Genomic DNA, 18,686 nt, shown 5'->3' on the forward strand with positions numbered 1-18,686 from the left:
TTTCTATACTGAGTTGGGGAATTCTAGTATATCAGACGAACATGTCTTTTTTGTTGCACTTCATTTTACAACGCGGGATTGGATCTTATTTACAAATATCAAACTAAAAACTTGTTGCAAAAATTATGATGAGGATATGTACTTATATCAAGAGGTAGCGTTGCTTATGTTGGATGATAAAACAATGATTGTTTACTGATATTTTGTCATAGGTTCCTCCTTATTTTTCAGGGAATAGTTTCTTTGGAAAATGAAAAAAATTGAGAATAGGCAGGTATTTCATTTGATTCATCTTCCTATTTATATGTAAAAAAAATAAAGCAGTAATTTCTGAAAACATTCCTATACAATTCCCAATCCCCCTTCCTTGTCACGATTCCTGTTTTATGATAGACTGACAGATGAAAGAGGTGCTATATGAAGAAAAAACTATCCCTAATCGGCTTACTGGTTATTATCGTTCTGACTGTGGTCTTGTCTTTGGCTAACCAACAGGTTGTCAAGGTCAATTATATCTTTGGTTATTTCCGTCTGCCCTTGATTTTGGTCATTCTCGGCTCTGTATTTCTTGGCTTGGTCATCCAATATTTGCTTGGAATGGCAAAAAATATGGGCTTGAAGAGCGAGATTAAGAGTCTGAAAAAGCAGGCGCGTGAGCAGGCTGAGTTGGAAGAAGGGAGACTGGCCCAGGCAGCCGACAAATCGCTAGAAGGTTAGGAATTCATTCTTGCAATTTGAACCATATCTTGCTATGATTAGCAATATCGTTTTAGAAAGAGGATAATAGATGTTTAATAAAGAATTGGGCCTCATGCTCTATGTGGATGATGTGGCGGCAGAAAAAAGTTTTTGGTCAGCGGCAGGTTTTGTCATTGAAAATGAAGCGGAGATGATGGGCTTTGAGACCTTTGATATGAAGTCTCATGCGGATGCGACGACTACGATTACGGTTTATGACAAGGAATTTATCGCTCAAGTATCGCCAGAGGTGTTGGACAATGTACCGAGCGTCTTGTTTGAAACATCCGATATTGCAGGCCTTCAGGAGCGCATCGCTGGTTTGACAGATACCTGCAGCCCAGTCAATGAACAGCCTTTCCCTAACTTTAACTTTGCCTGCCCAAGCGGGATCTATTTCGCAGTTAAGGGTGTATAATTTTAGAACCTGTACTCACAATTCGGCACCTGAGCTAAGGCAAGTTTCGTTCGTTTTTTCTCGAAATACAGTCAGTATTCCATCAAAAAACTTAAAGTGCCTTACTTGTGAATCTAGTTTCTAACAAATCAGTGGTCGTTGATCACTGATTTTCATTTCTTTTCATAAGATATTGAAATCGTTTTCGTTTTTTGCTATAATAGGAGTAGAAAATATCGAGGAGGAAGTTCCATGTCCGTTAAAGATTTTATGACCCGTAAGGTTGTTTACATTTCACCAGATACAACGATTGCCCATGCTGCAGACATCATGCGTGAGCAGGATTTGCACCGCTTGCCGGTCATTGAAAATGATAAATTGGTCGGTTTGGTGACAGAAGGTACCATAGCAGAAGCTAGTCCGTCAAAGGCGACCAGCCTGTCTATCTACGAGATGAACTACCTGCTCAACAAGACCAAGGTCAAGGATGTCATGATTAAGGACGTCATCACAATTTCAGGCTATGCCAGCTTGGAGGATGCAGTCTACCTCATGTATAAAAACAAGGTGGGCATCCTGCCGGTTGTGGACAATGGTCAGCTCTACGGTGTCATCACAGACCGCGATATCTTTGCTGCCTTCCTCCACGTTTCAGGCTATGGAGAAGAGGGCGTGCGGGCTCGTTTCCTAGTTGAAAATAAGGCTGGTGAGCTTGCGAAGATTATCAAGATTATTTCTGACAAGGGCTACAATATCATTAGCACCGTTCAATTACAAACTAAAAAAGGCAATGTGGTCATCGAGGTTCAAATCGAAGGCCGCATCGCTGTAGAGGAATTGGAGAACCTGTTTGCCACCTCTGGTATTTCCATTGACAGCATCCATGCAACCCAGGCCAAGGCCTTCTAAAAAGTTGGGGAAACCCGGCTTTTTTCTTTGGTAAATTTTTCATAGATGGGGAGGAATATGATATAATTATAATGGAAAAATGAGGAAAACGTATGGGTAAAAAACGCTATAAAAAAGATGATGGTTGGGGCTCTATCCTTGCCCTGTTCATTGTCTTGGGGATTTTGATAAATTTTTGGTATATTATTTTGCCTCTGGGACTGGTTTATCTCTATGTAAAGAATCGTCCTGCGGTTCATCGGATGCTCAACCGTTCATCTATCCGGCGGTTGGAAAATCTGGTATGGTCCATCAGTGCGGGATTTTCCAAGCACCAGCAGCTCTTGGCTGAAAATGGGGAGGACAAGGCGGTTCTGCAATTGCGGGGACGCTTGCTGGCAGAACTCTTTGAGCTGGACCAAGTCTATCAAAAGGTTGGTAAGTACCTAGATGCCTATAAGAGTAAGGAAGTTGTGGACACCCTCCAGCTCAAGTATCAGCTCAAACTTCCTGAAAAGTCAGCAGAGCCTGTCAAGGAGGCAGAGCCTTTCGTTCAAGCCAAGCAGGAGCTGACGGAGCAGGAGTGGATTGCGGACCTGACGCCGGAAATTCTTGAGACCTACTGCAATATCCAACGGGATCATCTAGTTATTTTAGAGAAATTAGAGGCGACAACGGATAAGAAGGAAGAGCTGACGGCCATTCATGAGGCCAATATGCAGCGTTTCCAGGATATTTTGCAGGGGTATATGAAAATCAAGCAGTCTCCCAAGGATTATTTCAATGCGGAAGAACGTTTGGCCCAGGCAAAATCTGCCATGGAGACCTTTGATAGTGACTTGGATAATACCATTCGCCAGTTTAACGAAGCCGATATGCAGGATTTTGAAGTCAGCCTGCGTATGATGAAACGTGACAAGAAAGTAGAGGAATAAGATGTCAGGATTTAATTTTGATATAGATGCCATTGCCAGCAACGGCTTGAACCAGAAGGACAAGACAACTGAAATCATCCAGGCTACGCCCATTGGTGACAGTCAGAAAGTATCCTTCCTTGCCCAATTGACACCTGAACAGCAGGCCGGAATCCAGGCCAAGGCACCGCAGTTGGTGGATAATTTTGTATCTAACCAGAACGCCCTCCTGGACTTTGGCAAGGAGGCGGTTGAGGAGGTCAATGCAACAGTCAACCACATCTTGAGTGAGCAGAAGAAGATTGAAATTCCGCAGGTGGATGAGCTTTTGGCCAATACCAACCGTGAACTTAACGGCTTTGTGGCCAAGTATAAGGACATTTCAAGCACGGCTGAATTGGAGAAGAAACCAGGTTTCTTCCAGCGTCTTTTCAAGCAGACCAAGAACGACATGCAGGAATTTTACTTCGATTCTCAGACCATCGAAAAGAAAATGGATACTATGGCAGCCAGCGTGGTCAAGCAGGAAGAAGTTCTCTCGCGCAATATCGTTTCTGCCGAGCTCTTGATTGAAAACAATACCAAGTCTATCGAGAATCTGGTCGGTGTCATTGCCTTTATCGAGGCGACAGGTCAAGAGGCCGCTCAGCGAGCAAGAGTAGAGCAGGAAAGACTGGCTAGCCTGGTTCCGACCACTGTTGACTATCAGGTAGCCTCTGAAAAGCTGGCGCGGATCACAGAAGTGGCCAATATTTTGGAGCAACAGCATTCTGAATACCTGAGCCGTCTCTATGTGGCCTGGACAACGACACCGCAGATGCGGAATCTGGTCAAGGTATCGTCCGATATGAAACAGCGTTTGGGCATGCTCCGTCGCAATACCATTCCGACCATGAAGTTATCCATCGCCCAGTTAGGTATTTTGCAACAGTCCATAAAGTCCAGCCAGACGGCTGATGCCATCGTCAATGCCAATAATGCTGCTCTACAGATGCTGGCAGATACGTCTAAGGAAGCCATTCCGATGATGGAACGCACAGCTCAAAATCCGACTCTGGCTGTTCAGTCGGTGACAAAATTGGCTGAAAGTCTGGTAGCCCAGAACAACGGCATCATCGCCGCTATTGATGAAGGGCGTCAGAAACGCCGTGAGTTGGAGGCGGCTATTATCCACTCAGCTGAGACCATCAACGATTCCGTCAAACTGCGTGACCAGAAGATTATTGCAGCCCTCCTTGATGAAGGCAAGCGGGCTCAATCTCAAGCAGAGCAACCAGTATCAGAATAACTTAAAACCTGCAGGTCAGCTGACCTGCAGGTTTTAAGCTGTTTATCACTCATAAAAATCCACTGAGTAGTCTAGTAAGTTATCTCCGTCATAGCGGAAACAGGCGGAGAAGAAGGGCTTGTTTTCTAAGAGCCATTCTTGGAAATGCCGATCGCCTTCCCAGGTGGGCTTGGATAGGACCTGGTCATAGGGAACCCACTCCAAATCTCCTTCGTTACAGTCGATTAGGTTACCTTCAAACTCGGTAATCTTGAAGACATAGGTGTACCAATCCATATTGGGGGTGAAGTCAGGAAAGGTAATAATGCCTTTCAGGGCCAATTTGGTGGCCGTAAGGCCTGTCTCTTCCAAGACTTCACGGGCTGCGCAGGCTTGAGGGGTCTCACCGGCTTCTAATTTTCCACCGACGCCAATCCACTTGCCGCGATGCACATCATTTTCTTTCTTGTTGCGGTGAAGTAATAAAAATTCCTTGCCATTGTCAATATAGCAAATCGTCGCTAACTGGACGGGTTTCTTGGTCATGTGACGCTCTCCTTACAATTCTTTGTTTTATTATATCACAAAGGGGAGTAAGACTTTTCCTAGGAGCCTTTTTAGGGTATAATAAGAACATTAAACAAGGGGATGTATTATGTCAAAGCAAGAGAAAATTGAACAAACCATTTACCAATTGTTGGAATTATTGGGCGAGGACCCTAACCGTGAGGGACTACTGGATACGCCTAAGCGTGTGGCCAAGATGTACCAGGAGATGTTTTCTGGTCTCAATGAAGCCCCTAAGGATCAGTTTACGGCGGTCTTTTCGGAGGGGCATGAGGAAGTGGTCTTGGTCAAGGATATTCCCTTTCACTCCATGTGTGAGCATCATTTGGTGCCTTTTTATGGGGTGGCACATGTGGCCTATCTACCTAGCAAGGGTCGTGTGACAGGCCTCAGCAAATTGGCGCGTGCGGTGGAAGTGGCTAGTCGCCGTCCACAATTGCAGGAGCGCTTGACTCACCAGGTAGCCCATGCCCTTCAGGACGCCTTGGAGCCAGAAGGCGTCTACGTTATGGTGGAGGCGGAACACATGTGTATGGGTATGCGTGGTGTTCGCAAGCCAGGCAGCAAGACTGTGACCACAGTTGCTCTTGGAAAATACAAGGAAGATGCTGTTTTGCGTCGTGAATTGCTGTCCATGATTCACAGATAGGAGGAGCTATGTCGATTGACAACTTACACCAGCAAGTATCCATAATGGGCATTCTCAATGTCACGCCGGATTCTTTTTCTGACGGTGGAAAATTTAATGAAGTAGAGGCTGCCCTAGCGCAGGCTGAAGAGCTTTTGGCAGCAGGTGCCCAGGTCATCGATGTCGGTGGCGAGTCTACCCGACTGGGGGCGGAATTTGTTTCCCAAGAGGAGGAAATAGCCCGTGTGGTACCGATTATTCGTGCTATAAAGGAGCATTTTGACTGCCTGGTTTCTATCGACACCTATAAGACTGGGACAGCGCGTGCGGCTCTGGAGGCTGGTGCAGACATTCTCAATGATGTCTGGGCAGGTCTCTATGACGGAGAAATGCTGGCCCTGGCAGCGGAGTATCAGGTCCCCATTATCCTCATGCACAATCAAACAGAGGAAGTCTACGAGGATATTGTGCAAGAAGTGCGAGATTTTCTAGCGGAGCGGGCTCAGGCAGCCCTAGCAGCTGGTATTTCGGCTGACAAGATTTGGCTGGATCCTGGGTTTGGATTTGCCAAAAATGCCCAGCACAATCTGGATCTTCTCCAAGGTTTGGAGCAGATTACTGGGATTGGTTATCCAGTTCTTTTTGGGATTTCCCGTAAGCGGGTGGTTGACCATCTTTTGGGTGGCAATACCTTGGCAGCTGACCGGGATCAGGCAACGGCAGCCCTGTCTGCTTGGGCTATTTCCAAGGGCTGTAAAATGGTCCGAGTCCACAATGTCCAAGCCAATCGAGATCTGGTTACTGTCTGGGACCAATTAGTGAATGGGAGCAAGAATGGATAAGATTTCACTCAAACAATGCAAATTTTACGGCTACCACGGCGCCTTCAAGGAAGAGCAGACCCTGGGGCAAATTTTTACGGTGGACTGCGATTTGTTTCTGGATTTAACCGCTGCCTCTTTGTCGGATAATTTGGAAGATACAGTTCATTATGGCCTTGTTTTCGAGGCTATGAAAAAAGTGGTCGAAGGTAAACCCTATATTCTGATTGAAAAAGTTGCAGGGCTGATTTGTCAGGAGATTTTTGACCAATTTCCCAAAGTAGAGAAGATCAGGCTGGCCATCCACAAGGAAAATCCGCCTATCGCTGGCCACTATGATTCAGTTGGTATTGAGTTGGAGCGTGAACGCCCATGAAACACACAGCTTATCTGAGCATTGGTGGCAATATGGGGGACCGTGGGGCCTATTTGCAGGCTGCCTTAGAGAGTTTGGATAATCATCCTGCCTGTCAGCTGGGAGCCGTATCGGCTCTTTATGAGACACCAGCTTGGGGCAAGACGGACCAGGCTGACTTTCTCAATCTAGCCTGTCGGGTCTTTACGGATTTGGAGCCTCTGGCATTTTTGGAAATCTGTCAAAAAATCGAACTGGACTTGGACCGTGTGCGTATTGAAAAATGGGGACAGAGGACCATTGACCTGGATATTATTTTCTGGGACCAGGAAATCATCCAGTCCGAACGGCTGACGGTGCCCCATCCCTATGCCCATGAGCGGGCCTTTGTCCTACAGCCTCTGGCTGATATTGCGTCTGATTATGTCCATCCAATTCTAGGGCAGACAGTGGTCCAGCTGCTGGCAAAGGTTCAAGGGAAAGAGGACATTCGGCAGTATATGTAAAAATTCAGAGGGAGCAATCCCTCTTTTCATTAAAGGAGAACTATGACAATTTTAGGAGTAGTAGGGGTATTTTTGGCGATTGTGACCATTATTTATTGGACCACAAAGAATCTAAACGTGATGGTTGCGGCCCCCTTGGCGAGCTTGATCGTGGCTTTGACCAATCAAATGCCTATTTTAGAGACCATGTTGGGCAAGGAGCAGTCTTATATGACTGGCCTGGCTGGTTTTTTAATCAATAACTTTGCGATTTTTATGCTGGGCTCCATATTGGCCAAGTATATGGAAGCAAGTGGTGCGACCCAGACCATTGCCAACAGTATTTTGCGAGTGGTTGGTAAGGAAAGTCCTTATAAGGTATTGCTGGCTATTGCCCTGATTGCCTCCTTGTTGACCTATGGGGGTGTCAGCCTTTTTGTGGTTATTTTCACCCTCTTGCCCTTGTCGAGACCGCTCTTTAAGGAGCTGAATATCAATTGGGAACTATTTCCAATTCCAGTTTTTTTAGGTGTCAGCACCCTGACCATGTCCAGTTTGCCAGGGACGCCGTCCATTCATAATGCGGTTCCAACCAAGGTTTTGGGGACGACTTTGACCGCCGCACCGCTCTTGAGCCTGGTTTCAAGCTTAATTTTAGTCGTTTTTGGTTTGACCTATATGTGGTTTGCCTTGAAGAAAAGTATGGCGAGAAATGAGGGGTATACTGAGCGTGATGAGGAAATTGTGTCTACAGATAACGCAATTCTTCCTAATCTAGTTTTGGCAAGCCTGCCCATGTTGAGCTTGGTTGCAACTATTTACATCTTTCAGAAAACTCCTTATATCTTGGTTGTGGGGCTAACGGTAGCCATACTGGTGTCAGGTCTTCTCTTCCGTAAGAATCTGGTCAATCAGCAAACTCTCTTAAATGAAGGGACAACGGCATCTGTTCTACCTGCATTTGCGACTTCTAGCACAGTGGCTTTCGGAACGGTCTTGGCCATGTCCTCAGGCTTCTTGCTTATCCAAGACTGGATTGGACAGATTTCTGGTTCGCCCCTGATTAGTCTTTCGGTGTCGACTGCCCTAATCGGTGGTATCATTGGCTCTTCGTCTGGTGCGGTAGGGATTGCTGCCAGCAATTTCTTGCCTGCCTACCTTGATTCGGGTATCGATCCCCAGGTCTTGCACAGGGTGACGGTTATTGCCTCGGCGGTGCTGACAGCTGTTCCCCAATCGGGAGTTATGCTTACCTTCCATAATCTGGCCAAATTGAGCATGAAGCGGGGCTTGAAGCATTCCTTTATCGTTGTCAATATCGGTCATCTGCTGGCCCTGATTGCGGTTTTGATTTTGGCACAATTACTTTATTAGATAGACAAACAACCCTGTAGCTTGAGTTTCAGGGTCTTTTTGTGCATCAGGCGATTTTGAACATGAGAAAACCACCAGCAATGCTGATGGCTCCTTGATTTACTTCTTTATTCAGCCCAGAATTTGGCTGCAATGTCTTGACCTTGTTTGATTTTCGCCCATTGTTGTGGGATAGCAAGCTCATTGCCAGAGTCACATGATGCAAAACCGCACTGATGTGACAGGTAGAGGCGTTCTTTTGGAATGATTTTGCTGGCCTCTTCGAGGAGTTTGTAAACACGCTCTTCATCGTCGAGTTCAGAAGTCTTACTTGAAAGCAGACCCAGAACAATTTCGACATCCGAATCTTTCAAGCTTTCCAAAGCTTTCAAATCACCGGCACGCTCATCATCCCATTCTAGGAAGAAACGGCTGTAACGCTGGTTTTTCAAGAATTTCTCAGCTATAGCCTCGTAAGTACCACCAGCTGCAGAGCGGCTTTCATAGTTACCACGGCAGTTGTGGGTCCAGACTGTCAAGCCAATTTCATGACCGTAGTCAGCCACGGCATTGTTGATAGCGATAAATTCATCTGCAAGAGCAGCCAAAGCTTCTGGGTCATCTTGCGGAAAGAATGGAACAGGATTTGATGGATCGAAGAGTTCCCAGAGACAGTCGTCAAATTGAACAATCTGACCACCAGCAGCCTTATACTGGTCCAAGAATTCCTTGTAGGCAGCAATGAGGCCTTCTTTCAAGTCTTCACGGGTCTTGTAGACTTGATCTGGTCCAACCTGACCGTTGAAAATAATCAATTCATTGAAGGCATGAGCTGGTCCATAGATAGTCTGCTTGGTTGTCGTGTCCCCAGCCAATTCCTGTACTTGCTTGTAAATATCGATGAAGTGGTGATTTTTAGAAGAAAGTGGAGCGGTAATGCGAAGACCGATGTCCTTTCGAGTTTCATAAGGCTGGCCATCGTGGTCTTTAAATGGATAGCCGTGATCAGCAATGTAACGCTCGATACCCTCAAAGCCCCAGAGGAAGTCCAGGTGCCACATAGAGCGACCAAATTCGCCATCAGTCACGATGTCGAGACCATTTTCTTTTTGTTCCGCAACGATTTTCTCGATGAGTTCAGTTTCAGTCTCCTTGTAGCCGTCGAAGGCATCGTAAAATGGGTACTTGATGTCATCACGCGCTTCGATTTGGCGCTTGTATTCTCCAAGGGCTGAAGGGCGGAGGAGGGAGCCAACTAGTAGGAATCTTGATTGTGTCATGTTATATTTTCTCGCTTTCGTTTGGTATGTTTGTATTCTAACGCAAATTTTCCCATTTGAAAAATAGTTATTTAATGGGAAATGATATAGCTTAAAACTATAACCAGAAATAAAACAGAATAACTTTCTATCATTTGTCAAGTATGGTATAATCATACTTGCTGAAATCCGAACGTTAGAGAAAGGACAACTATCACGATATGAAAAAACAATCGCTATTTATGGTAGCTGGCATTATTATGCTGGGTGTGGTTATGCGGGCTCCCTTTACAGCTCTGCCTGCCATTTTGACGGACATCGCAGCTGGCTTGGGGGTACAAGTCAGCTCGCTGGGGGTTCTGACCTCTATTCCGCTGATTATGTTTGCCCTCTGCTCATCCTTGGCACCGCGCTTGGCTGGCAAGCTAGGCTTGGAAAAGTTGATGGCGCTGGTGCTCTTCATCATGACTATTGGCTCAGGAATTCGGGCCAGCGGTCTAGTGGGCTTGTTTGCAGGAACTGTTTTGCTGGGCGGGACCATTGCCTTTATCAATGTCCTGCTGCCAAGTATTGTGACAGCCAATTTTCCTAAGAAAATCGGGCTTTATACCACTATTTATGTGACCCTGATGGGGGTGGCTGGCACTACGGCCTCTATGGCGGCAGTACCTGTGGTTACGGCGACTTCATGGCAGACTTTTATCTATCTGGTCACGGCCGTAATCTTTTTGGCCCTTTTGATTTGGCTGCCAAATGTCCGCCATAATCATCGTTTTGAAAGTAATCAGGAAAAGTCATCTGGTCAATCTCTTTGGAAAAATAAGGCTGCACTTGCCTTTCTGATTTTCGGTGGTCTCCAGTCGGTGCTCTTCTATACAGAGATTACCTGGCTCCCAACCATTGCTCAGTCCATTGGCTTTAGCAAGGCTGAGGCTGGTTTCATGTCCGGCATGTACAATCTCATGGCCATTCCCATGTCTATGGTGACACCGGCTATTCTTTCTCATCAGACCAAGGTTGGGCGTAGGAGGATAATGTTAATCATCTCAGCTGTTTCTCTAGTTGGTCTCGCTCTCATGGCCTTAGCGCCTGTAAATCTTGCCATTTGGACTGCCATTCATTTGATTTTGAGCTTTACCAATGGTGCATTGTTCCCTTATATGATGCTGGGCTTTACCTTGAAAACCAGCAACCCACAGGCGACTGCCCAATTATCCGGTATGGTGCAGACGGGCGGCTATCTGATTGCTGCCTTTGGTCCAGGTCTCTTGGGCTATAGTTTTCCAGTATTTGGGTCATGGCTACCGCTGATTTTGGCACTAGCAGTGGTGACCCTGGTCATGATGTGGACCATTGTCTTGATTGAGAAGGAAGATATTATTTTGTAGGAAAATGCTGAAGTCAACAGTCCGTTTTGGGCTGTTTTTCTGTTGCTGCCAAAAGAAAAAAGCTGGACGTTCATCCAACTTTTCCTTAACGTGACACGCGACGGCGTGCTGCTTTTTTACGATTTTCTTCAATGAAAGCTTCTTTCTTTTCTTCTGGTTCGATAATTGTTTTATGAACGGTGAAGATAGCACCTGCTGCCACAGCAACGGTAGAAAGAACGCCTGTCAAGAAACCTTTGCCAAAACCTTTAGCCATAGTGAATTCTCCTTTACTTGTGTTATAATAGATTTTAGCGAAAAAACAAAAAATTTTCAAGGAAAAAGATGAAAACTAAGGTAATTGTGGTCTTGGGACCGACAGCGGTGGGAAAAACAGCGCTGGGAATTGAACTGGCCAAGCGCTATAAGGGCGAAATTATCAGCGGAGACAGCCAACAGGTCTACCGCAAGCTGGATATTGGGACAGCCAAGGCCAGTCCAGAGGAGCAGGCGGCAGCAGTTCATCATTTGATTGATGTCCGTGATGTGACGGAGGGGTATTCAGCCTATGATTTTGCTCAGGAAGCGACCGGTTTGATAGTGGATATAGCCAGCCGTGGCAAAGTGCCCCTCATTGTGGGTGGTACGGGACTTTACATCCAAAGTCTGTTAGAAGGCTACCATCTGGGCGGGCAGGTTGACCAGGAGCAAGTTCTTACTTATCGGGCGGAACTCGACTGCTTGTCTGACGAGGATTTGGAAACAATGGCAGAGCAGGCAGGTTTGACGGTCGAGGGAAACAGCCGACGGAGAATGATTCGTGGGTTAGAGTTGAAAAAATTTGGCAAAAACTTAGAAAATACAGAGTCAGAATATGAGCCTCTTTACATCTGCCTGACGGATGACAGACAGGTCCTTTACGACCGCATCAATCAGCGAGTGGATAAGATGATGGCGGCGGGCTTGTTGGATGAAGTCAGCTGGCTCTACCAAGAACACCCTCAAGCCCAAGCTGCCATGGGGATTGGCTACAAGGAATTTTTCCCATACTTAGCAGGCCAAATCAGCCTAGAAGAAGCAGTTGATAAGGTCAAGCAAAATAGTCGCCGCTTTGCCAAACGCCAATTGACCTGGTTCAGAAATCGGATGCAGGTTCCCTTTTATTCAGTAGGCGAGCCAGATTACAAGTCGCAGATTTTCACCGCCGTGGAGGAATTTTTAAATGATTGAAACCCAGAAAGAACAAGAACGTGCCCTCCTAGTTGGAGTGGAATTGCAACAGACAGAGAATTTTGACATGTCCATGGAGGAGTTGGCAAGTCTTGCTAAGACGGCTGGCGCTCAGGTCAAGGGAGTCTACACTCAAAAACGTGAAAAATACGACAGCAAGACCTTTGTTGGCTCAGGGAAATTGGATGAAATTGCCCAGATGGTCGAAGCTGACGAGATTGATACCGTCATTGTCAATAACCGACTGACGCCCCGCCAGAATGTCAATTTGGAAGAGATTTTAGGTGTCAAGGTCATTGACCGCATGCAGTTGATTTTGGATATTTTTGCCATGCGGGCACGAAGCCACGAGGGAAAACTGCAGGTCCACTTGGCCCAGCTCAAGTATATGTTGCCTCGTTTGGTTGGTCAGGGGATTATGCTCAGCCGTCAGGCAGGTGGTATCGGCTCTCGTGGACCAGGTGAAAGCCAGTTGGAGCTCAACCGTCGAAGCATCCGCAATCAGATTCATGACATTGAGCGCCAACTCAAAACAGTGGAGAAAAATCGGGCGACTGTCCGTGAACGCCGCCTGCAATCAGGCGTCTTCAAAATCGGCTTGATTGGCTATACCAATGCTGGTAAGTCCACTATCATGAATGCCATGACCGACAAGCGTCAGTACGAGGCGGACGAACTCTTTGCCACACTGGATGCCACGACCAAGCAAATTAACTTGGCTGACAAATTTAATGTGACCTTGACTGATACGGTTGGTTTCATTCAGGATCTGCCGACTGAGTTGATTTCTGCCTTCAAGTCCACCTTGGAGGAGTCTATGAACGTGGATCTCTTGCTCCATGTCATCGACGCCTCTGACCCCAACCACAGTGAGCAGGAACAGGTGGTCTTGGACATTCTAAAAGACCTGGATATGCTGGACATTCCACGTCTAGCTCTCTACAACAAGCTGGACAAGACCGATGACAGCTTTACCCCCAGTCAGTTTCCTCATGTCATGCTGTCCGCAAAGGATGAAAATGCCAAAGGCCATATACAGATGATGGTCTTGGCTAAGATTAAGACCATGTTTGAACGATTTGAGGTCAGGGTACCACTTGCTGAATCTTATAAATTGCATGATTTAGCAACTCTTGCCCTGATTGAACATCGGATCTACGAAGAGGATGTGGAAGTGGTATCAGGCTATATCGCTTCCAGCAATAAATGGAAGTTGGAAGAATTTTATGACGGATTATCTTGATTTGGCAACCAAATACGGTGGCTTTACCAGTCTGGACAAGGTCTATCTGGCGAATAAATTAGCTGGTTTGACCGACCAGCAGAAGCTGGATTTTATCACACCACCGCCTTCGGTTATCAATGCCTATTTTGCAGAAATCTACCAGAAACAAGGAGCAGAAGAGGCGACGGACTACTATCTGACTTTATCTCAGCAGCTGAGCCTTTTTCCAAAAGAACCTAGCTTTGCGGAAGAAAAGCCCTTTGTCCGCTTGAATTTATCAGGCAAGGCTTTCGGTTTTGCCTATGTTGATGGGACTGGACTGGCGCAGGTCTTTGCCGAGCAGGACGTTGAGGTTGCAGAGAATTTGCTGTTTGAGATTGCGCAAATTTTCCCTCACTATGTAGTCTTTGAGCAAGCAGGCAAGGTGTGGATGAAAGGCAATGATTTTGATGAGACTATCTTGGTGGCAGAAGAGACAGAATTTCTTCTGACGGATGTGTCTGTTAGCGACCAATTTGTCAAAATAAGTGGTCTCAATCAAGAAGAAGTCCTGCAAGCGGCAGAAAAGTATGACGGTCAACGGTATGTTGCTTGGTCGGGTCGCTCTGCAATTTTATATATAAAACATTAGAAAGTAAACAATGCAAATTCAATTTTTAGGTACGGGGGCGGGTCAGCCCTCCAAGGCAAGAAACGTGTCCAGCTTGGCCTTGAAACTCTTGGACGAAATCAATGAGGTCTGGCTCTTTGATTGTGGCGAAGGAACGCAAAATCAAATCCTTGAAACAACCATTCGTCCGCGCAAGGTGGCCAAGATTTTCATTACTCATCTGCATGGCGATCATATTTTTGGTTTGCCCGGGTTCTTGTCCAGCCGTTCTTTCCAGTCTAGTGAGGAGCAAACGGATATTGAAATTTATGGTCCGACGGGCATTCGTTCCTTTGTCTTGGCCAGTCTGAAAGTGTCAGGTTCCCGCTTGCCTTACCGCATTCATTTTCATGAGTTTGACGTAGAGACAGTTGGCAAGGTTCTTGAGACGGACAAATTTACGGTATTCGCAGACAAGCTGGATCACACGGTGCCATGTGTCGGCTACCGCGTCATGCAAAAAGATTTGGAGGGAACGCTGGATGCGGATGCTCTCCGTGCGGCCGGTGTACCCTTTGGTCCCCTCTTTGGAAAAATCAAAAATGGCGAGAATGTTACCCTAGAGGACGGTCGTGAAATCATTGCCAGTGATTATCTATCGCCACCACGTCCGGGTAAGGTTGTGACAATCTTGGGAGACACACGCAAATGCCATACCAGTGTGCGACTTGCGGTCAATGCGGATGTCTTGGTTCATGAGGCAACCTACGGCAAGGGAGATGAGCAAATCGCTCGAAAACACGGACACTCGACCAATATGGAAGCTGCTCAGGTTGCCAAGGAAGCTGGAGCCAAGCGACTTTTGCTCAATCATATCAGTCCGCGTTTCTTGGCCAAGGATATTAGTCAGCTACGACGCGATGCTAAGACCATTTTTGAAGAAGTTCATGTGGTCAAGGACTTGGAGGAAATTGAACTATGAGAACCATTTTGATAACAGGCGCATCAGGTGGTTTGGTGCAGGAAATGGTTCCCCTCTTGGCAGATGATTTTCTGATTCTGCTGGGTCGCGACGTGGACAAAATCGAACAACTCTACGCCTATCATGAGAAAAAGGCTGTGTTTGATGTGGATATTCGTGACGAGGCGACTCTGACGGCTTTCTTTGAGGAGCTAGATAGCCAGTATGGGCAGATTGATATTCTGGTTAATAATGCTGGCTATGCGATTTACGATGATTTTGAGAATTTCTCTAGCCAGCAGGTCCAAGCTATGTTTGACATCAATACCTTTGCCCTCATGACTCTATGTCGGCTGGTTGGCAAGCGGATGAAGGCTAGAAAGTCTGGTCAGATCATCAATATCGTCTCCATGTCTGGTCTAGTAGCAACGGCCAAATCATCCGTTTATTCAGCAACCAAGTTTGCCGCTATTGGTTTTTCAAATACGATACGGCTAGAGTTAGCTAAGTATGGCGTTGCGGTGACGACAGTCAATCCAGGTCCTATTGCGACAGGCTTTTTTGACCAAGCGGATCCAGATGGATCCTATCAAGAGAGTGTCAAGGCCTTTCTCCTACAACCCGATTACGTTGCCAAGAAAATTGTCGCGGCTATGGGAACCAAGAAACGTGAGGTCAACCTGCCTTGGTCACTAGCTCTCGCTCATAAACTTTATACCCTTTTTCCATGCCTGTCGGATTACTTAGCTAGTACTGTTTTTAATTTGAAATGAGCAGATTTTGATAAACTGTATAACCTAGTTGGGATCACTCCCATTCTAGGTTTTTTTGATCTAATCGGTTGACATTTTTTGACTACAAGTGTAAACTATAATTGTAAATCGATTACAAATGTAGACAGAAATAGGAGTTATCTTATGAACCATTCAAAAGAAAATAAGCAGGAACACCAGCATGCGATGCATTCTGAGGAAGTTGGTCAGACCTATCATGATTCCCACCAGCAGGAGCATTCCCATGAAGAGGGGGTTCACGCCAATCATCATTCTGACCATCACGGCCATCATGACCATCATCATGTAGGGGGCTCTGACGTCAGTCATCATTCTCATCATACTCATGATTCTCATGATTCTCATGATGCTCATCAGCATCACCAAGGGCATGACCATGACATGATGGAGCATGGTGGGCACATGATGCACATGGGGGATATGAATACAAAGCTCAAGGTGGCAGTGGCAGTCATGATTCCCCTACTGGCCATTTCTCCAATTGCAGGTTTCACTCTCTTACGTTTTCCGGGTGTTGAACTTGTCCAGCTGATACTAGGTTCTATTATCTTCTTCTACTCAGGAACACCTTTCTTTAACGGAGCTAGAGGGGAGTTGCAAGCTAAAAAACCTGCAATGATGACCCTGATTTCCATGGGGATTATTGTTTCCTATCTTTACTCCGTTTATGCAACAATTTTAGCGCTATTGGGACAAGAAAGCATGAACTTTTGGTTTGAGTTGTCTACGCTGATTGTCATTATGCTGATTGGGCATATCATTGAGATGAAGGCAGTTATGGGAGCAGGCGATGCCCTGAAAGACTTGGCCACTCTCATTCCGAAAAAAGCCCATCTCAAGGATGGGACAGATGTTGCGGTAGAGGACTTGCAGATTGGGGATTTCCTCTTAGTCAAGGAAAATGAAAAAATTCCGGCCGATGGTAAGATTTTGAGTGTTGCTCATATTGATGAATCCATGATTACTGGGGAATCTCGAGCTGTCAAAAAAGAGGCGGGAGATAGGGTATTCGGTGGTTCGCTCAATCAAAACATGCCCTTTGAAATGGAAGTGACCAGTCTTGGTAGGGACAGCTTTTTGGCGCAGGTGACCGAAATGGTCCGTCAAGCGCAAAATCAGAAATCCAAGCTTGAAAATATGGCTGACCGCGTAGCCTCTTGGCTCTTCTATGCAGCTTTAATTGTGGGGATTTTGGCCTTTATTTATTGGACCATGACGGCTAATCTTGCCTTTGCCTTGATGATGGCAGTTTCTGTTTTTGTCATTGCCTGTCCGCATGCCCTTGGTCTAGCCATTCCCCTTGTTGTGGCGCGATTGACCACGATTTCTTCAAAAAATGGTCTTTTGGTTCAGAACCGAACAGCTCTTGAACAGGTTAACCAGATTCGGTTTGCCTTGATGGATAAGACCGGAACCTTGACCGACGGAAAATTTCAAGTTCGCCACAGTCAAGATTTGGTTCAGGGAGCAGATACGCTGGCCAAAATGGCAGCGTTAGAAGTTCATTCAACCCACCCAATTGCCCTTTCCATAGTGGAGGCGGCAGGTCAACATTCCTATCAAGTAGAGCAGGTTGAGAATATCCCTGGTAGTGGGATTCGAGGAGTCTTGGATGGAAGGGTTTATGAAATTATGTCCTACAAAGGTATGCAGGAAATAGGTTTGTCAGTGGATCAGGACGTGATTGCACCTTATCTTGATTTGGGCCTTACTTTGAGTTTTTTGGTGGCTGATCGTGTAGTCTTGGGATTTGTAGCCTTGGGAGACCAGATAAAAGAAGATGCTAAAGATTTTGTAGAAGGCTTGAAAGCGCAGGGCATTAGTCCTGTGATGTTGACGGGAGATAACCCAGCTACTGCACAAAAAGTAGCCATTCAGTTGGGCATAGAGGATTACCGAGCTGAACTTAAACCAGAGGATAAGGCAAAACTGGTCAAGGACTATCAGGCGCGTGGGGCAGTTCTTTTCATCGGCGATGGGGTCAATGATTCGCCTGCTCTAGCGACGGCAGATTTAGGCTTTGCCATTGGCGCAGGAACTTCTGTTGCCATCCACTCTGCAGACGTGGTCTTGGTTCAATCCAATCCATCAGCAGTCTTGGATATGTTGAGCATTGCCAAGACAACCATCCGCAAAATGAGGCAAAATCTCTGGTTTGGGGCAGGATACAACATCATTGCCATTCCTTTAGCTGCTGGAATCCTTTATCCAAGCATGGGCATTATGGTGGATCCTTTATTGGCGGCCGTGCTCATGAGTCTATCGACGGTTATTGTCGCTATCAATGCTATGGGCTTACGTTACAAAGGTGACAGAGAGTAGCTTGATACAGCCTGTTCTTGGTATACATTACATGAAGTCAATTTTCTTGACAGGCTTTGTGTAAGGGTTTATAATTTAAAGTATATAAGCTTCAGGAGGAAAAGTCATGCGAAAATATTTATTTCTTGTTTCCTGTTTGTTCCTCGTCTTTTTAGCAGCCTGTCAGGCAGAGAAAAGCCAAGAGGTGAATCTGGAACAGTACAAAACAGACTATGTTGGTGACAATAGCAAGGTCATTCAGTTAGCTGCTTTACAGGATTATCCTGAAGGTTATACTTATGATCATATCGAAATCAAATCAGACAAGGAACCCTATCAATTGACAGTATTTTTGAAGGTAGATAAAGCCTCTGATAAAGTGGCAGAGGAGCTCCAGTCAAACAGTCAGTCCCTATTTGACCTGATTGGCAATCTAGAGCAGGTGGCTTTTGTAGATGCGACCAGCCAAGGAGAAATTGCTCATTTTACTAGGAAAGATTGATCAGTTAAGCTGGTCAATTTTTTTATGAATTTTTTTCAATTTCTT

The 18,686-nt window shown here is 46.0% G+C and carries 21 protein-coding genes and 1 pseudogene; 19 read left to right on the plus strand and 3 right to left on the minus strand.

Annotated elements, in window-relative coordinates:
* The 6 genes from ACHBID_RS05055 to ACHBID_RS05080 form a co-directional block, all read left to right on the plus strand.
* The coding region (locus ACHBID_RS05055; protein ID WP_394731809.1) for a hypothetical protein at window positions 1-199 on the plus strand (199 nt) is incomplete at its 5' end.
* A gap of 218 nt (window positions 200-417) precedes the next feature.
* The gene (locus tag ACHBID_RS05060; RefSeq protein ID WP_105110483.1) at window positions 418-717 is read left to right on the plus strand and encodes a lipopolysaccharide assembly LapA domain-containing protein; all 300 of its coding nucleotides are present in this window, start codon (window positions 418-420) and stop codon (window positions 715-717) included.
* Between the two features lie 70 nt (window positions 718-787).
* Window positions 788-1,156 (plus strand): glyoxalase, encoded by a 369-nt coding sequence (locus tag ACHBID_RS05065; protein ID WP_105110482.1) that lies wholly within the window; start codon window positions 788-790, stop codon window positions 1,154-1,156.
* Window positions 1,157-1,387: 231 nt separating this feature from the next.
* Window positions 1,388-2,044, plus strand: a complete 657-nt coding sequence (locus tag ACHBID_RS05070; protein ID WP_172023053.1) for a CBS domain-containing protein — start codon at window positions 1,388-1,390, stop codon at window positions 2,042-2,044.
* Between the two features lie 92 nt (window positions 2,045-2,136).
* Window positions 2,137-2,958 (plus strand): hypothetical protein, encoded by an 822-nt coding sequence (locus tag ACHBID_RS05075; protein WP_394731808.1) that lies wholly within the window; start codon window positions 2,137-2,139, stop codon window positions 2,956-2,958.
* Between the two features lies 1 nt (window position 2,959).
* Window positions 2,960-4,225, plus strand: coding sequence for a toxic anion resistance protein (locus tag ACHBID_RS05080; protein WP_394731807.1), 1,266 nt, complete (start codon window positions 2,960-2,962; stop codon window positions 4,223-4,225).
* Window positions 4,226-4,270: 45 nt separating this feature from the next.
* Here the strand turns inward: ACHBID_RS05080 and ACHBID_RS05085 are convergent, their stop codons facing one another.
* Window positions 4,271-4,750: an 8-oxo-dGTP diphosphatase gene (locus ACHBID_RS05085; RefSeq protein WP_105110478.1), complete on the minus strand. Its 480-nt coding sequence runs from the start codon at window positions 4,748-4,750 to the stop codon at window positions 4,271-4,273.
* Window positions 4,751-4,859: 109 nt separating this feature from the next.
* On the opposite strand from ACHBID_RS05085, the gene folE reads away from it, so the two are divergent.
* Genes folE through ACHBID_RS05110 form a run of 5 tightly spaced genes read left to right on the plus strand, consistent with a single transcriptional unit; the run spans window position 4,860 to window position 8,434 of the window.
* Window positions 4,860-5,420 carry a GTP cyclohydrolase I FolE gene (gene folE / locus ACHBID_RS05090; RefSeq protein WP_105110477.1) on the plus strand — a complete coding sequence of 187 codons (561 nt, stop codon included), beginning with the start codon at window positions 4,860-4,862 and terminating at the stop codon, window positions 5,418-5,420.
* Window positions 5,421-5,428: 8 nt separating this feature from the next.
* On the plus strand, window positions 5,429-6,241 hold the full coding sequence (gene folP, locus ACHBID_RS05095) for a dihydropteroate synthase (RefSeq protein WP_105110476.1): 813 nt from the start codon (window positions 5,429-5,431) through the stop codon (window positions 6,239-6,241).
* A complete protein-coding gene (folB, locus tag ACHBID_RS05100; RefSeq protein ID WP_105122762.1) occupies window positions 6,234-6,596 on the plus strand; it encodes a dihydroneopterin aldolase in 363 nt (120 codons plus the stop codon). The genes folP and folB overlap by 8 nt, the downstream gene beginning before the upstream one ends.
* Window positions 6,593-7,081 carry a 2-amino-4-hydroxy-6-hydroxymethyldihydropteridine diphosphokinase gene (gene folK / locus ACHBID_RS05105; RefSeq protein WP_394731806.1) on the plus strand — a complete coding sequence of 163 codons (489 nt, stop codon included), beginning with the start codon at window positions 6,593-6,595 and terminating at the stop codon, window positions 7,079-7,081. Before folB ends, folK begins: the two co-directional genes overlap by 4 nt.
* A 42-nt stretch (window positions 7,082-7,123) precedes the next feature.
* Complete coding sequence (locus tag ACHBID_RS05110; RefSeq protein WP_394731805.1) at window positions 7,124-8,434, plus strand: GntP family permease; 1,311 nt, start codon at window positions 7,124-7,126, stop codon at window positions 8,432-8,434.
* Between the two features lie 107 nt (window positions 8,435-8,541).
* Here ACHBID_RS05110 and ACHBID_RS05115 read toward each other — a convergent pair whose 3' ends face one another.
* Window positions 8,542-9,693, minus strand: coding sequence for a cobalamin-independent methionine synthase II family protein (locus tag ACHBID_RS05115; RefSeq protein ID WP_105122765.1), 1,152 nt, complete (start codon window positions 9,691-9,693; stop codon window positions 8,542-8,544).
* Between the two features lie 200 nt (window positions 9,694-9,893).
* Between ACHBID_RS05115 and ACHBID_RS05120 the strand changes: the two genes are divergently transcribed.
* On the plus strand, window positions 9,894-11,060 hold the full coding sequence (locus ACHBID_RS05120; RefSeq protein ID WP_394731804.1) for an MFS transporter: 1,167 nt from the start codon (window positions 9,894-9,896) through the stop codon (window positions 11,058-11,060).
* 85 nt (window positions 11,061-11,145) lie between these two features.
* On the opposite strand, the gene ACHBID_RS05125 is transcribed toward ACHBID_RS05120, so the two are convergent.
* Window positions 11,146-11,316, minus strand: coding sequence for a DUF3042 family protein (locus tag ACHBID_RS05125; RefSeq protein WP_105122767.1), 171 nt, complete (start codon window positions 11,314-11,316; stop codon window positions 11,146-11,148).
* Between the two features lie 68 nt (window positions 11,317-11,384).
* On the opposite strand from ACHBID_RS05125, the gene miaA reads away from it, so the two are divergent.
* From miaA to ACHBID_RS05160, 7 genes and pseudogenes are all read left to right on the plus strand, one after another.
* Window positions 11,385-12,269, plus strand: a complete 885-nt coding sequence (gene miaA, locus ACHBID_RS05130) for a tRNA (adenosine(37)-N6)-dimethylallyltransferase MiaA (RefSeq protein ID WP_394731803.1) — start codon at window positions 11,385-11,387, stop codon at window positions 12,267-12,269.
* Window positions 12,262-13,291 (plus strand): annotated as a pseudogene (gene hflX, locus ACHBID_RS05135) (GTPase HflX); the annotation flags it as partial. The gene miaA and the pseudogene hflX, both read left to right, overlap by 8 nt.
* A 204-nt stretch (window positions 13,292-13,495) precedes the next feature.
* On the plus strand, window positions 13,496-14,125 hold the full coding sequence (locus tag ACHBID_RS05140; RefSeq protein WP_394731802.1) for a cystathionine beta-lyase: 630 nt from the start codon (window positions 13,496-13,498) through the stop codon (window positions 14,123-14,125).
* A gap of 10 nt (window positions 14,126-14,135) precedes the next feature.
* On the plus strand, window positions 14,136-15,065 hold the full coding sequence (gene rnz / locus ACHBID_RS05145) for a ribonuclease Z (RefSeq protein ID WP_394731801.1): 930 nt from the start codon (window positions 14,136-14,138) through the stop codon (window positions 15,063-15,065).
* Window positions 15,062-15,817: an SDR family oxidoreductase gene (locus ACHBID_RS05150; RefSeq protein WP_105138108.1), complete on the plus strand. Its 756-nt coding sequence runs from the start codon at window positions 15,062-15,064 to the stop codon at window positions 15,815-15,817. Before rnz ends, ACHBID_RS05150 begins: the two co-directional genes overlap by 4 nt.
* Window positions 15,818-15,961: 144 nt before the next feature.
* The gene (locus tag ACHBID_RS05155) at window positions 15,962-18,160 is read left to right on the plus strand and encodes a copper-translocating P-type ATPase (RefSeq protein WP_394731800.1); all 2,199 of its coding nucleotides are present in this window, start codon (window positions 15,962-15,964) and stop codon (window positions 18,158-18,160) included.
* Between the two features lie 106 nt (window positions 18,161-18,266).
* On the plus strand, window positions 18,267-18,641 hold the full coding sequence (locus tag ACHBID_RS05160; protein WP_394731798.1) for a DUF4825 domain-containing protein: 375 nt from the start codon (window positions 18,267-18,269) through the stop codon (window positions 18,639-18,641).
* The last annotated feature ends 45 nt before the right edge of the window (window positions 18,642-18,686 follow it).

Source organism: Streptococcus sp. A25 (assembly GCF_043674095.1).
GTDB classification, from domain to species: Bacteria; Bacillota; Bacilli; order Lactobacillales; family Streptococcaceae; genus Streptococcus; species Streptococcus suis_V.